We start from the raw sequence: 13,827 nt of genomic DNA on the forward strand, positions 1-13,827 counted from the left end.
TTGATCAAGTCTTTGCTGTTTGCCGGGCGCCTACGGCGGCTGGCGCTGACGCTCTGTTTGGGGCTGGCGCCGGCCGCTCACAGCCAGCAAGCGATCATCGTTATCGACGATCTCGGCTACAGCCTGATGAACGGCCTGGCGGTGGCCGAACTTCCCATGCCACTAACGCTCGCCATCATCCCCCTCAGTCCCCACGCGCAAACTATTGCCAAGCTTGCCACCATCCAGGGCAAGGATGTGATCATCCACTCGCCCATGGCCAGTATCGATGGCCGCGAACTCGACCAAGGCGGGCTCTACCCGGACATGAGCAAGCACGAGTTTCAACTCACCCTCGAACGCCAACTGGCCGCTCTTCCCCAGGCCATTGGCCTCAACAACCACATGGGCTCCCTGCTCACGCAGCAGCCCCTGGCCATGTCCTGGCTGATGCAGCGCCTGCGAGCCAAACAACTTTTTTTCATCGACAGCCGTACCAGCTCTGAGACGGTCGCCCGGCAAACCGCACAGAGCTACCAGGTAACCTCTTGGCAGCGGGATGTGTTTCTCGACAACGAGCGCGACCCCGCCGCCATCTTGAACCAGCTTCTGACGCTGGAGCAGATCGCCCGGCAGAAGGGGGTTGCCGTGGCCATTGGCCACCCCTATGAGGAGACCATCGCGGTGCTCAGTGAACAGAGCCAACCCATTCGGCGGCAGGGGCTGGTATTGGTCACACCATCCAAGCTTTTAAATGAACAACTTTTGGCACGCAAAACTGAAAATTAGGCAATACCGCTCATAAATTGCATCTACACTTTAAAACACAAGCAATTCATTGTGGGCGTTTAGAGGAAAAGTTTGCTTTTTGTGCCAACAAGGGCTGCAAAAGCGCAAATTACCGTTAGCACCACTAAACGCACCATTCGGGGCATATTTCCCGTCTCCGAGTGGAAAAATCGCCGATTTGGTGCTTTTTTGGCCGAAAGATGTGATATGATCGACACTTCGTTAGGACGATGAAGATGTTTTAAGCGTCAATTGCCTGAATTATCCAGATGTAAAGTGTGCAATTAGCGCGTTACTCGGAAGTGTTAGTTCGGTGTGTGGGTAATGCTCACAAATTAATTGACGGCTTAATACGGCAAACTGTGCATGGAGACTCCATTACCTGCACTGGCTCAGCCGATCAGTAGCAGATGCATGCGGAGGTAATAACTATGGCAGAGAAACGACTTGGCGATACCGGGCCAGCTCCAACTCGGTCTGACCGAATCTACGAGAAAAGCTCCTACTTTTACTACAGAACCCGCGAAGGGCTCGATATCGGCCCGTTCGACACCCAGAAAGATGCAGAGCGCGGCGTAGAGGATTTCATCGATTTCCTACACACCGAACCGCACTCCGCGCAAACCCTGCAGCAGTACGCCAGCCGGGTAGCCTGATACCCCAATAGCGGGGTATCAACTCCAGCTCGCGAGCGCAGCGGCTTGCCATAGCTGCAGCACGCTATATTAGCGATAGTGAATATTCTGTAGAAAAATACGCACATAAAGCACATAAAAAAGGGAGCTTCTGACAGCTCCCTTTTTGTTTCAGCTTATTTTCCCAAGCCCTACCTTTTCTACGTCTGCAGCCACTTTTGACTTTGGCCATTTGTGCTCAGAGGCGCATCTCGATGCCGTGCTCAGCCATAAACTGCTTGGCTTGGCCAATTGAATACTCGCCAAAGTGGAAAATACTGGCCGCCAGAACCGCGTCGGCCCTCCCCTCCAACACCCCTTCCACCAGATGATAGAGATTGCCAACACCACCGGAGGCAATCAACGGCACGGGTATGCGATCGCTCATGGCCCGGGTCAAACTCAGATCGAAGCCGTTTTTGGTGCCATCTCGATCCATACTGGTCAGCAGAATCTCGCCGGCGCCATATTCGACCATCTTCTCTGACCACGCCAAGGCATCAATACCAGTCGGCTTGCGCCCACCATGGGTGAAGATCTCCCAGCGGGGCTCCTCATCGGGCCCGCTGACCCGTTTTGCATCAATGGCGACAACAATGCATTGGGCACCAAATTTGGCGGATGCCTCGCGCACAAAATCGGGGTTGAATACCGCCGCCGAGTTGATCCCCACCTTATCGGCACCGGCGTTGAGCATATTGCGAATATCGTCCAGGGTGCGAATACCACCGCCAACCGTCAACGGAATAAACACCTCAGAGGCGATCTTCTCCACCGTGTGCAGTGTCGTGTCGCGCCCCTCGTGGGTAGCGGTAATGTCCAGAAAGGTGATTTCGTCGGCGCCCTCGTCGTTGTAGCGCTTGGCAACCTCAACCGGGTCACCCGCATCGCGAATATCAACAAACTGCACGCCTTTGACGACCCGACCATTGTCGACGTCCAGGCAAGGGATAATTCGTTTGGCGAGGGGCATTACGTTCACTCCAATAGGCGGGGGCCGGGCATTTTACCCCAGATTGAAGCGAGATAAAGATGAAATAGGCTCAGGACTTGGGCTTATTGGCGTACATGCGCTCGTCGGCCAGGCGCTTGAGATCTTCCAACGAGTCGCCATCAATCGGCCACACCGAGCTGCCGACACTGATGCCGAGTAGCACTTTGTCGCCGTTACCCACCTCAAACGGGCGCGCGACTATCTCTTTCAAGCGACGACTCAAGGCGCGCTGCTGGCTCTCCTGCAGCGCCTCGCGAATGACAATCAGAAACTCGTCACCGCCAATCCGGCCTATGTGCTCACCGCCGCGCAGTTTGCCGCGCAGGCGCCGGGAAAATTCGATCAACACCTGGTCGCCGGCCAGGTGGCCGTAGACATCATTGATGTACTTGAACTGGTCAAAATCGATGAAGACCACCGTAAAGCCGCGCCCTTCCCGCAGCCCCAGGGATTGCAACTTGCGCAACTGGTAATCGATAAAGCGTAAATTGGGCAGTTGCGTCAGCGGGTCGAGATGGGCCAGCTGGCGTAGCTTGCGTTCATTTTGCTTGAGGCGGGTGACATCGTGGCAGGTCACCAGAATCCCGGGCTCACCACTGTCCAGAGCAACCGGCAGATAGCTGACTTCAAAATAGCCGACATACTCAGGGGATTCGCTGTCCAGGCGAAAGCGCTGGCTGGCATTGGTGACCTCTCCGGCCATGCAGGCCGCCAGTGCCGGCTCGGTGATGGACTGGTACTCGCTATCGGCAAAGAGTTCGTAAAGCGCCACGCCGGGAACCTCCGCTTTGGGCCGGCCCAGCTGCTCTGCCACCCGCTTGTTACAGGCGACGATACGTGCGCACTGATCCACCAGAACGTACATATTACGCTCATCAGCATCGAACAACGCCAGTGAATCTGAACTCACCGGCGTTAACGAATTGCCCGCAACAGGCACCTTTTTTGGCTGATTTAGCACGAACCACCCCATCTCACTCTGCGATACACCCATAGCAGCTGGCTGCTATATCCCTCGCCAATATTGTTTTTTTTGATTCTCAGCCAATCAACTGGTTCAAACGAACCCTTCCCTTGTCTGACTTGTATTTGACTTGATTAACAGCTGTTGCCTGACTTTGATGGCCAAAAGCGAATAAAGAACGCCACAACCGGCCTAAATCAGGCCAGGGCCATGCACAGAAACCTGCTATTGAGTATTACGGAGATGTTGAGCCGCCGAACGGCCCGTAAACGGACGCAAACTTGGGTTTGCTGTTTCGGGAGAGGATGTCTGCCGAGGTCGTAAAAAGCAACACAAAAAAGGTAAAGATGAACTGCCTCTCAACTTTACCCTTTTCTTGCTCAGAGTCTTACGGAAACTCAGCCAGACCAGTGACAGAAATTGCGCAACAACTGCAACCCTGCACGATGGCTCTTCTCGGGGTGGAACTGCACTGCCACCAGGTTATCCTTGGCAACCGCTGCACTGAAATCGACGCCGTAGTTGGAACGGCCTATCTCATAGTGAGAATCGCTCAGTTGCGCGCAGTAGCTGTGCACGAAGTAGAACCGTTCGCCATCTTCAATACCGTCCCACAGAGCATGGGGACGAGTTTGATAAACATTGTTCCAGCCCATGTGTGGCACTTTCATCGGCTGGCCCATGGCATCGCGCAGATCCTCACCGAAGAAACGCACCTCTCCCGGAATCATATCCAAACAGTCAACGCCTCCGTTCTCCTCGCTGTGTGTCAACAGTGCCTGGAGTCCCACGCAGATGCCTAAAACCGGCTTACCGGTCGCAATTTGGCTACGAACGAGCTGATCAAAGCCCAATCGGCGGATCTCAGCCATACAGTCGCGGATAGCCCCGACACCGGGAAAGATCACCCGCTCGGCGGCACTGATCTGTTCGGCGTCGGCGGTGATCAGCACTTTCTGGTCGGGTGCGACATGCTGCAGGGCACTGGCTACCGAGTGCAGGTTGCCCATGCCGTAATCACAGATTGCAACGGTTGCTGTAGCCACAGCCAAATCCTCGCGGTTGAAAAGTGGAGAGTTAGAGAGTGCCCTTGGTGGAGGGAGTGCGATCACCCATGCGCGGATCGACCTCCAGCGCCATGCGCAATGCGCGGGCAAAGGCCTTGAACACGGTTTCAATCTGGTGGTGTGCGTTATCGCCGCGCAGGCAGTCGATGTGCAGGGTCACCTGGGCGTGGTTGACGAAGCCATGAAAAAACTCGGAGAAGAGCTCGGTATCGAAAGCGCCGATGCGCTTTTGGGTAAACGGCACGTTCATAACCAGGCCGGGGCGGCCGGAGAAGTCGATCACCACCCGCGACAGGGCTTCATCAAGGGGCACATAGGCGTGGCCGTAGCGGCGCAGCCCTTTCTTATCGCCCACAGCCACCGCCATCGCCTGGCCCAGAGTGATGCCGATATCCTCCACCGTGTGGTGATCGTCAATGTGGATGTCACCCTTGCAGGTGATATCGAGATCGATCAGGCCGTGGCGGGCAATCTGGTCGAGCATGTGTTCGAGGAAGGGGACCCCGGTGTCAAATTTCCCCACCCCGGAACCGTCCAAATCCAGGCTGACCTGAATTTGTGTCTCCAGGGTATCTCGGCTGACACTAGCGTTACGTGCGCCCATGGGTTTTCTCCGGTACAAAAATGAGGGCGGATTATAAGTCCGAAGGCCTCACTTCACCAGGGCAGGGGGGCCACATCCCTCAATCGAGCAGACCAAACAGCCCCCGCTGGTAGTCGGCCATGGCCTGATGCAGCTCTTCCGCGCGGTTCATAACAAACGGGCCGTAGCGGGCAATGGGCTCTTGTAGCGGCTTGGCAGCAATCAACAGACAGCGGCCGCCACCGACTCCGCCGGCAATCACCAGCGACTCTCCCTGGCCTAACAGGGCCAGCTGCTGGGCAGACAGAGGCTCGCCGGCTACCGCCAACCGCCCGGCAAAGGTGTACGCCACCGCCGCATGCTCGTCCGGTGTCGACACCGTCAGCGTCACCCCTTCCAGCAACTGGATATCCAGCAGCAACGGCGCCACCGCGATGTCATCGACCGGGCCGGTGACCCCCGCAAAGGTGCCGGCCAACACCTTAACCCGGGCACCGGCGGTGGGCTCCACCAGCGGAATGCTCTCAGCCGCGAACTCTTGATAACGCGGCGCACGCATCTTTTCGGCAGCGGCCAGGTTTATCCAGAGCTGGAAGCCCCACAGCCGGCCCTCGTTTTGCTCTGGCATTTCGGAGTGCAGAATGCCGCTACCGGCGGTCATCCACTGCAGGCCGCCACCCTCGATCACACCGCTGTTGCCAGCGCTGTCTCGGTGGCGCATTCTGCCCTCCACCATGTAGGTGACGGTTTCAAAGCCGCGATGGGGATGGGCGGGAAAGCCGCCGATATAGTCCTGGCTATTGTCGGAGCGCAACTCGTCCAACAGCAGCAGTGGGTCGTGCTGGGGCAGGGCGCGGGCACCAATGGCCCGATTAATCAGTACCCCGTCACCGTCGCGGGTGGCGCTGGCGGGGAGGGTGGTTAACACCGAACGTTCACTCATAGTGACCTCGACTCACAGGAAAGAGAGTTTGGGCCCCCGGGGGACTACCCCGGTGGGGTTTATCTGTTTGTGGCTGGCGTAATAGTGCTGCTTGATCTGCTCAATATCGATGGTTTCCGCCACGCCCGGGTAGTGGTAGAGCTCGCGCACATAGCGCGACAGGGCTGGGTAGTCGGCAATCTGCTGGTAGTTGCATTTAAAGTGGCCAAAATAGACCGCATCGAAGCGCACCAGGGTGGTAAACAGGCGCCAATCCGCCTCGGTGATCTGGCCGCCCACCAGGTAGGGGCTCTCGCCCAGCAGCCGTTCCAACTCGTCCAGGGCGGCAAACAGCCGGTCAAAAGCCTCCTCGTAGGCCTGCTGGCTGGTGGCAAAACCGGCCCGGTAGACGCCATTGTTCACATCGTCGTAGATCCAGCGGTTCACCCGGTCGATCTCGTCGCGCAATCGTTGTGGATAAAAGTCGAGTTTGTTACCGGTCAGGTGATCAAAGGCGCTGTTGAACATGCGGATGATGTCGGCCGACTCGTTGCTGACGATGGTCTGCCGTTGCCGGTCCCACAGTATCGGCACCGTGACACGGCCGGTGTAGTCGGAGCGGGCACGGGTGTAGATCTGGTGCAGAAAATCGCTATTGTAGAGCCTATCGCCCTGGGAGGCGCCCTGCTGCTCGAAGGTCCAGCCCTGGGTCAGCATCTCCGGGTGCACCACCGACACCCCAATCAGATTGCTCAGGCCTTTGAGCTGGCGAAAGATCAGGGCGCGATTGGCCCAGGGGCAGGCCAGGGAAACATAGAGGTGGTAGCGTCCGGGCTCGGCGGCAAAGCCGCCCAATCCGGTTGGGCCGGGCTTGCCACTGGCGGTGACCCAGTTGCGAAATTTCGACTGCTCGCGCTCAAAACTGCCACCGGAGGCGTCGGTGTCATACCACTGATCCCACCAAACCCCATTGATCAACAAACCCATAGCCAACCTCGTCTGCTTAACTTTTAACGAGGCCACATGCTAAAAAGATGACCTGGAGGTCACCAGCTAGAACATTTGCCCGACTTATTCACAAAATTTGATCTAGTGAACCAATCCCCACCAATAGAGACAAATAGCCCCAGGGACTAGCCTGTTAGCGCCGCTTCCATTAGCATTCATTAATCGTCTAGGTTGTATAAAACCCTCCATGCCCGCCAATACCCGCCGTCAACAAGCCCATCGACTGCTCATCGCTCTGTTGATGACGCTCTGCTTTGTTGGTGCGCAGATGGCCGATGCCCACCACCTGGCCAGCCATGCCCACGCCGGCGAGGAGGCCGACCAGGGCCTCTGCCAGCTGTTGCACACCCCGCCGGCACTCCTGCCCGAGGCACCGCGGGTTACCCCCCTAATCGTTACCCCGGTCGAACCCGGACTGCGCTACCAAACACCGGAGCTGCTGTCGGATCAATTCCGGCCCTTTGCCATCCGCGCGCCACCCATTAGCACTCACCGTTAACTGCGTGAACTCAGCCCCGGTACGCCGTGGCTGTCCATCAATATGTGTGAGAGTTACACCATGACTGACCAATTCAGAGCCAAACTCCGTTTGGCGCTACCCTTTGCCTTATCCGGTTTGGGCACCGGCGCCGTCTGGGCGCAAACCGACGACCAGGTTCACCAGCCACTGGAAGAGGTGGTGGTCACCGGCCAGCTGCAAAAGAGCCTCGCCGAAACCGCCCTGCCGGTGAGTGTGTTAAGCGATGAGCAACTGCGCCAGCAGCAGAGCACCAACCTCGGCGATACCCTGAAAAACATCGCCGGCGTGCACTCTTCCAGTTTTGGCAGCGGCGTTGGCCGCCCCATTATTCGCGGCCAAACCGGCAACCGGGTGCGCGTGCTGCAGGGCAGCCTCGGTACACTCGACGCCTCTTCGGTCAGCCCCGACCACGCCAATGGCATCTCACCCCTGGCCGCCGAACGCGTTGAAGTCGTGCGCGGCCCGGCAACACTGCTCTACGGCAATGGTGCCATCGGTGGTGTTATCAATGTCATCGACAACCGCATCGCCAGCGAACCGCTCTCGCCACGGGCGGTGTTCGATATCAGTCACAACAGCAACAACCAGCAGAATACCGGTGCCCTACTGCTGGAACAGCCGTGGCAAAACTGGAATTGGCACCTCGATGGCAGCCGCTATAGCGCCGACGACAGTGACATTCCCGTGCCCGCCAATCCGGAACAGGCCGACGAGTATCGCGGGGTGCTGGAAAACAGCGACCGCGAAGGCGACAGCATCACCCTGGGCAGCAGCTACCTGACCGAAAACGGTTACCTTGGGCTGGCGGTGAGTCGCTACACCACCAACTATGGCCTGCCGGAGGGGTTGCATGAGCACGCCGACGCCGAAGCGGAGGAGGCCGATGTGCGCATCGACCTGGAGCAGACCCGCTATGAATTCAAGGCCGGTCGCGATCTAAATGGGCTGTTTAACTCTTTGGAAGCAAGCCTGGCCTACACCGACTATCAGCACCGTGAGCTGGAGGTCACCAGCGCCACCACCGAGGTGGGCACTCAAATTGCCAACCAAGGTTTCGACTCCCGCTTCACCCTCAGCCACAACCCTCTGGCTGGCTGGCAGGGGGTTGTTGGCCTACAACTGCAGCAGCGGGAGTTTGGCGCCACCGGCGAGGAGGGCTATATCCTGCCCACCGATATCGCCAGCGCCGGCCTGTTTGCCGTAGAGAGCCTGGATATCGCCCAATGGACCATCGAACTGGGCGCGCGCCTGGAACATAACCAAACCGAGCTGCACCAGGGCTGCAAACAGAGCAGCAATACCACCAGTGCCTCGGCCTCGTTGCTGCGCCCGGTGAGCCAACAGAGCAGCGCCTGGGTGTCGGCGAGCTGGTCGGAGCGGGCCGCCACCGAAGAGGAGCTCTACTCCAACATCGACCCGGCCAGCTGCAGCCACTTCCCGGGTGAGGCCCTGGTTACCCACGCCGCCACCGGCTTTATCGAACTCGGCAACCCCGAGCTCGATCGCGAAACCAGCCAAAACCTGGAGTTGGGCTGGCGCCGCCATCAGGGGCTCTGGACCGCTGAGGTCAACCTCTACTACAACCAGATCAACAACTACATCTACGCCGCCAACAGTGACCAGGCCGACGCCCCCGAACTGTTCAACCTGGTTGCCGACAGCGACACCCTGCTCTACTACAGCCAGGCGGATGCCCATTTTTATGGCGCCGAACTGAGCGCCACCGGCCACCTCTATGAGTTGACCAGCCATCACCTCGATTGGCGGCTGCAGGGGGATTGGGTGCGGGCACAGCTCGACTCCGGTAGCAACGTACCGCGCCTGGCGCCCGCGCGTCTGGGTACCGAATTGGCCTGGGTAGGCGAGCGCTGGACGGTAAGCCTGGATGCCAGCCACGTCTTCAGCCAGACCCATACAGCCCCCGGCGAGACCAACACCGACGGCTACACCCTGGTGGGCGCCTACGCCGACTACCACTTTCTGCCCAACGGCCAGGAGTGGACCCTCTATCTGCGCGGCAACAATCTGCTCGATGAGGAGGTTCGCGACCACACCTCGTTTATCAAGGATGCCGCACCGGCGCCGGGGATAGGTGTGGAGGTAGGCCTGCGGGTGACCTTATAAGCCCCGCTTGAGAGGCAACCCCGGCAACAAAGTGCCGGGGTTGTCGCAATTCTGGTAATTGAGTCAGTAACTGTGACATAGTTACCGGCGACACGGACGCCGGGCCCAGGGCCCCACAGAATAAGATTAACCAGTGAATGAATGCCCCCGAGCCTTTTAGCCCGAATCCAATCTCACCGTTGAACATCGCCCTGTTGGGCTATCGCAGCCACCCCCACGTTGGCGGCCAAGGTATCTTCCTCAACTATTTGAGCAAAGCCCTGGTGGAGCTCGGCCACCGGGTGGATGTCATCAGTGGCCCGCCCTACCCGGAGCTGGACCCAAGAGTCACGCTGGTCAAACTGCCCAGCCTCGATCTCTACGCCAGTGCCAACCCCCTGCGCGAACTGCGCTGGCGCCATCTGGCCAGTTTTACCGACAGCTACGAGTACCTCTCCAAGATGACCGGCGGCTTTGCCGAGCCCTACACCTTCAGCCGGCGCGCCGCCGCCTACCTGAAAGCCAACCCCGGCCGCTACCACATAGTGCACGACAACCAGTGCCTGGGGTGGGGCTTGCTGGCCATGGAGCGGGCCGGCATTCCGGTGGTGGCCACCATTCACCACCCCATCAGCCGCGATCTGGAGATCGCCCTGGCGGCGCAGCCCAGCCCCTGGCTGAAGTTAATGACCAAGCGCTGGTATCGATTCATCCGCATGCAGATGCAGGTGGCGCGTAAATTACGCCATGTGGTGACTGTCTCCGAGTGCTCCCGCCAGGATATCGCCAGCGCCTTTGGCCGCCCACCCGCCACCATCGATGTGATCGCCAACGGTGTCGATACCGAACTGTTTCGGCCGCTGCCGGAAGTCACCAAGGAGCCGCTGCGACTGATCACCACCGCCTCGTCCGACCAGCCATTAAAAGGCCAGAAGTTCCTGCTGCAGGCGGTGGCACAGTTGCGAGCACGCTACCCCAAGCTGCAGCTGGTGGTCATCGGCACCTTAAAAGAAGAGGGCGAGACCGCCCAGCTGTTAACCGAGCTCAACCTGCAGCAGTGCGTCAGCTTTAAAAGCCAGCTCACCACCGAGCAGTTGGTGGCAGAATTCAACCGCGCCGCCATCGCCATTACTCCCTCCTTATATGAGGGCTTCGGCCTGCCGGCGGCCGAGGCTATGGCCTGTGGCACGGCGGTCATCACCAGCGATGGCGGCGCTCTACCCGAGGTGGTGGGCGATGCCGGCCTGGTGGTGCCGGCCGGTGACAGCCGCGCCCTGGCCGAGGCGATCGACAAGTTGATCAGCAACCCCGAACTCGCCCGCCAGCTGGCCGAACAGGGGCGTGCGCGCATTCTGCAGCACTTCAGCTGGCACGGTGCCGCAGTCGCCTTCAGCCACTATTACCAGCAAATTCTACAAGGGCAGTCCGACCCGCAATGCACACCATCGATTTCCAACGCCTTGAGCTAGCCCCCAATTCGGTCATTCTCGACCTCGGCTGTGGCGAGGGGCGCCACAGCATCGCCGTGCCCGGCAGTAGCGACCAAAACCTGGTGGTCGGCGTCGACCTCGGCTGGAAGGATCTGCTCAAAGCCCAGGCCAAAGCAGCCGAGACCCAAACCTTCTGCCAGGAGAACCGGCTGCCCGTGGGCGCCAACCCCAGTTGGATCAACGCCAATGGTCTGCGCCTGCCGTTTGCCGATGACAGCTTTGACCGCGTTATCTGCTCCGAAGTGTTGGAACACATCGACGACTATCAAGGGCTACTGACAGAGATGCACCGGGTACTAAAGCCCGGTGGCCTGCTTGCGGTGAGCGTGCCGCGCCAGTGGCCAGAGCGGGTCTGCTGGAGCTTCTGCGACGAGTACAGCCAGACCCCGGGTGGCCACATCCGCATTTTTAACGCCCGCCGCCTGCGTCGCACCATTATCAACCTGGGCTTTCGGCCTATTGGGGAGCACTGGGCACACGCCTTGCACACCCCCTACTGGTGGCTTAAGTGCCTGCTCTGGGACAAACCCGATCACCCCCTGCTGCAGGCCTACCACCGCCTGCTGGTCTGGGATTTGATGTCCGCCCCCTGGCTAACCCGAACACTGGAAAAAATACTCAACCCACTAATGGGTAAAAGCGTGGTGCTCTATTTCCAGGCAGAGCCCTCCAACTAACACCCACGACACCGCATGAATCAGACTAATAAAATAATTACAGAACAACAGACACTCAGCCTCGCCCTGGCCCAGGCTGCCGGCTACATCGCCAGCCAGCAACAGGCAGACGGCTGCATCCCCTGGTATAAGGGGCAGATGGCCGACCCCTGGGATCACGTCGAAGCGGCCATGGGCCTGGCCGTGGGCGGCTATTACCAGGAGGCAAAGCGCGCCTACCAATGGCTGGCCGCCAACCAAAATAGCGATGGCAGCTGGTTCAGCCAGTATGGCGAGCTGACCGAAACCTACCACGACCTGCCGCCGGGCGAGCTGCGCCAGAGCCACCACGCCGCCTACCTAGCCACCGGCCTCTGGCACTACTGGTTGGCGAGCGGCGAGCGCCTGCTTTTGGAGGAGCTCTACCCCTGCCTGGAGCGAGCCATGGCCTTTACCCTGGCCCTGCAAACCGACGACGGCGATATTCTCTGGGCGGTGGACTCAAGCAAGGACGCCCTGGATGACTCACTGATCACCGCCTGCAGCGCTATCTACAAAAGTCTGGATTGTGCTTTGCAAATAAACGGGTTATTAAACTGCGAGCGTCCCGACTGGGTCCGCGCCTATCATGAGCTGGGCCGGGCACTGCGCGACAAGCCCGAGCGCTTCGACCGCCACTGGAGCTCAAAAAAACGCTACGCCATGGACTGGTTCTACCCGGTGTTATCGGGTGTGGTGCGCGGCCTGCCAGCCCAACAGCAACTGCAGTCGCGCTGGCAGGAGTTTGTTGTCGACGACCTCGGCTGCCTCTGTGTCAACGATCACCCGTGGGTCACCATGGCCGAGTCGGCAGAGCTCTGCCTGGCGCTGGCCAGTTGTGGCGACCAGCGCCGCGCCCGGCAGATTTTGGCTCAGCTGCTACAGTTTCAAGATGATCAGGATGGTGGTTTTTGGACCGGTTATGTCTACACCGATGAAGCCCTTTGGCCAGAGGAGAAAACCACCTGGACGGCAGCGGCGGTACTACTCGCCGCCGACGCCCTTTACGAGCTGACACCCGCGGCTAACATTTTCAAAACGCATCACCCGTTGTAAGTGGAGCAATGAAGAGAACCGATTTCGCCAACAAACGCCCACGCTGCCATCAGCACGGCCACGCCAGTCGCTGGTGGCTAGTCAGCTGGCTCTGGCTACTGATCCTGCCAAGCCTGGTGATGGCCGAGGCCCAGCCGAAAAAATTGGTGGTCGGTTACGCACTCTGGCCGCCATTTACACTGGAGGATGAGCGCGGACAGTTAAGTGGTGTTGATATCGAGATACTCACCCAGGCATTGGCCGACTACGACTACAGCATTGAATTTCAAAAACTGCCTTTTACCCGGCGGCTGCAAGGTCTCTCGGCAGGCACGGTCGATGTGGTCAACTCAGCCACCCTAACCAGCGACCGCGCGGCCTACGCCTACTTCTCCGAGCCCTACTACAGCGAGAAATACCAGCTTTATGTGCGCCCGGAAGACCACGCCAAGTTTGCCAATAAATCGTTGAATGAACTGCTCGACCAGGGCTTCCAGATTGGCATTGAACGCGGCTCCTCCTACGACGACAGTTTTAATACCATTCTGGCTAATAGCGATTATCGGGCACAGATCCATGCCGTACCCAGCATGCAGCAAAATTATCGCAAGCTGCTCTCCAACCGTATCGATGGCTTTATTCACGAAAGCTCTTCGTTCACCTACCAACAGGCAATGAACCATAACACTATGGACGTGGTACCCCTGTTAAGCTCGGACGAGGTGTATCAACATTTTATGTTCAGTAAAATTTCCACCAATGAGCAGTTGCTGCGCGACTTTAATGAAGGCTTAAAGAAACTGAGAGAGAGTGGCGAGTATACAAAGATTTTCCAGCGGCATGCGGCGGAGCCCTGGATGCTTTCACCACCCGGGAAAAACCCCTGACGGTTGCCCTGACTCAAACCCGTTGTCGGCGGCGCTGTTAAATTGGCTGCCCTGATCGCTTGCTCGCGACCCCGCCAACAGCAAAGCTGCCGCCGGATTACCAACAGAGAAGAATCC

14 protein-coding genes are annotated in these 13,827 nt (G+C 58.8%); 8 read left to right on the top strand and 6 right to left on the bottom strand.

Annotated elements, in window-relative coordinates; translation table 11 throughout:
• Together SBL51_RS17660 and SBL51_RS17665 are read left to right on the top strand one after the other, a co-directional pair.
• The gene (locus SBL51_RS17660; protein WP_317932428.1) at window positions 1-768 is read left to right on the top strand and encodes a divergent polysaccharide deacetylase family protein; all 768 of its coding nucleotides are present in this window, start codon (window positions 1-3) and stop codon (window positions 766-768) included.
• 431 nt (window positions 769-1,199) lie between these two features.
• Window positions 1,200-1,424: a DUF6316 family protein gene (locus tag SBL51_RS17665; RefSeq protein WP_317932429.1), complete on the top strand. Its 225-nt coding sequence runs from the start codon at window positions 1,200-1,202 to the stop codon at window positions 1,422-1,424.
• A gap of 217 nt (window positions 1,425-1,641) precedes the next feature.
• On the opposite strand, the gene hisF is transcribed toward SBL51_RS17665, so the two are convergent.
• From hisF to SBL51_RS17695, 6 genes are all read right to left on the bottom strand, one after another.
• Window positions 1,642-2,415: an imidazole glycerol phosphate synthase subunit HisF gene (gene hisF / locus SBL51_RS17670; protein WP_317932430.1), complete on the bottom strand. Its 774-nt coding sequence runs from the start codon at window positions 2,413-2,415 to the stop codon at window positions 1,642-1,644.
• Window positions 2,416-2,485: 70 nt separating this feature from the next.
• Window positions 2,486-3,397 carry a diguanylate cyclase gene (locus tag SBL51_RS17675; protein ID WP_317932431.1) on the bottom strand — a complete coding sequence of 304 codons (912 nt, stop codon included), beginning with the start codon at window positions 3,395-3,397 and terminating at the stop codon, window positions 2,486-2,488.
• 401 nt (window positions 3,398-3,798) lie between these two features.
• A complete protein-coding gene (gene hisH / locus SBL51_RS17680; RefSeq protein ID WP_317932432.1) occupies window positions 3,799-4,446 on the bottom strand; it encodes an imidazole glycerol phosphate synthase subunit HisH in 648 nt (215 codons plus the stop codon).
• A 31-nt stretch (window positions 4,447-4,477) separates the two neighbouring features.
• Entirely contained in the window at window positions 4,478-5,071 is a 594-nt protein-coding gene (hisB, locus tag SBL51_RS17685) for an imidazoleglycerol-phosphate dehydratase HisB (RefSeq protein ID WP_317932433.1), read from the bottom strand.
• A 79-nt stretch (window positions 5,072-5,150) separates the two neighbouring features.
• The gene (locus tag SBL51_RS17690; RefSeq protein ID WP_317932434.1) at window positions 5,151-5,993 is read right to left on the bottom strand and encodes a pirin family protein; all 843 of its coding nucleotides are present in this window, start codon (window positions 5,991-5,993) and stop codon (window positions 5,151-5,153) included.
• Between the two features lie 12 nt (window positions 5,994-6,005).
• Entirely contained in the window at window positions 6,006-6,959 is a 954-nt protein-coding gene (locus SBL51_RS17695; RefSeq protein WP_317932435.1) for a glutathione S-transferase family protein, read from the bottom strand.
• Window positions 6,960-7,167: 208 nt separating this feature from the next.
• Between SBL51_RS17695 and SBL51_RS17700 the strand changes: the two genes are divergently transcribed.
• The 6 genes from SBL51_RS17700 (at window position 7,168) to SBL51_RS17725 (ending at window position 13,710) form a co-directional block, all read left to right on the top strand.
• Window positions 7,168-7,479 carry a DUF2946 family protein gene (locus tag SBL51_RS17700; protein ID WP_317932436.1) on the top strand — a complete coding sequence of 104 codons (312 nt, stop codon included), beginning with the start codon at window positions 7,168-7,170 and terminating at the stop codon, window positions 7,477-7,479.
• Between the two features lie 60 nt (window positions 7,480-7,539).
• Window positions 7,540-9,624: a TonB-dependent receptor gene (locus tag SBL51_RS17705; RefSeq protein WP_317932437.1), complete on the top strand. Its 2,085-nt coding sequence runs from the start codon at window positions 7,540-7,542 to the stop codon at window positions 9,622-9,624.
• Between the two features lie 137 nt (window positions 9,625-9,761).
• Window positions 9,762-11,072: a glycosyltransferase family 4 protein gene (locus SBL51_RS17710; protein WP_317932438.1), complete on the top strand. Its 1,311-nt coding sequence runs from the start codon at window positions 9,762-9,764 to the stop codon at window positions 11,070-11,072.
• Complete coding sequence (locus tag SBL51_RS17715) at window positions 11,039-11,770, top strand: class I SAM-dependent methyltransferase (protein ID WP_317932439.1); 732 nt, start codon at window positions 11,039-11,041, stop codon at window positions 11,768-11,770. The genes SBL51_RS17710 and SBL51_RS17715 overlap by 34 nt, the downstream gene beginning before the upstream one ends.
• A gap of 15 nt (window positions 11,771-11,785) precedes the next feature.
• Complete coding sequence (locus SBL51_RS17720; RefSeq protein ID WP_317932441.1) at window positions 11,786-12,844, top strand: hypothetical protein; 1,059 nt, start codon at window positions 11,786-11,788, stop codon at window positions 12,842-12,844.
• A gap of 8 nt (window positions 12,845-12,852) precedes the next feature.
• Complete coding sequence (locus SBL51_RS17725; protein WP_317932442.1) at window positions 12,853-13,710, top strand: transporter substrate-binding domain-containing protein; 858 nt, start codon at window positions 12,853-12,855, stop codon at window positions 13,708-13,710.
• Window positions 13,711-13,827 lie beyond the last annotated feature (117 nt).

The sequence above is a fragment of the Halioxenophilus sp. WMMB6 genome (genome assembly GCF_033283405.1).
Classification (GTDB): domain Bacteria; phylum Pseudomonadota; class Gammaproteobacteria; order Pseudomonadales; family Cellvibrionaceae; genus Halioxenophilus.

What these genes read in the sequence shown, in the direction of transcription:
- SBL51_RS17665 (WP_317932429.1), top strand. Translation starts at nt 1,200, where the DNA reads ATGGCAGAGAAACGACTTGGCGATACCGGGCCAGCTCCAACTCGGTCT.
- hisF (WP_317932430.1), bottom strand. Translation starts at nt 2,415, where the DNA reads ATGCCCCTCGCCAAACGAATTATCCCTTGCCTGGACGTCGACAATGGT.
- hisB (WP_317932433.1), bottom strand. Translation starts at nt 5,071, where the DNA reads ATGGGCGCACGTAACGCTAGTGTCAGCCGAGATACCCTGGAGACACAA.
- SBL51_RS17690 (WP_317932434.1), bottom strand. Translation starts at nt 5,993, where the DNA reads ATGAGTGAACGTTCGGTGTTAACCACCCTCCCCGCCAGCGCCACCCGC.
- SBL51_RS17695 (WP_317932435.1), bottom strand. Translation starts at nt 6,959, where the DNA reads ATGGGTTTGTTGATCAATGGGGTTTGGTGGGATCAGTGGTATGACACC.
- SBL51_RS17700 (WP_317932436.1), top strand. Translation starts at nt 7,168, where the DNA reads ATGCCCGCCAATACCCGCCGTCAACAAGCCCATCGACTGCTCATCGCT.
- SBL51_RS17705 (WP_317932437.1), top strand. Translation starts at nt 7,540, where the DNA reads ATGACTGACCAATTCAGAGCCAAACTCCGTTTGGCGCTACCCTTTGCC.
- SBL51_RS17710 (WP_317932438.1), top strand. Translation starts at nt 9,762, where the DNA reads ATGAATGCCCCCGAGCCTTTTAGCCCGAATCCAATCTCACCGTTGAAC.
- SBL51_RS17715 (WP_317932439.1), top strand. Translation starts at nt 11,039, where the DNA reads ATGCACACCATCGATTTCCAACGCCTTGAGCTAGCCCCCAATTCGGTC.
- SBL51_RS17720 (WP_317932441.1), top strand. Translation starts at nt 11,786, where the DNA reads ATGAATCAGACTAATAAAATAATTACAGAACAACAGACACTCAGCCTC.
- SBL51_RS17725 (WP_317932442.1), top strand. Translation starts at nt 12,853, where the DNA reads ATGAAGAGAACCGATTTCGCCAACAAACGCCCACGCTGCCATCAGCAC.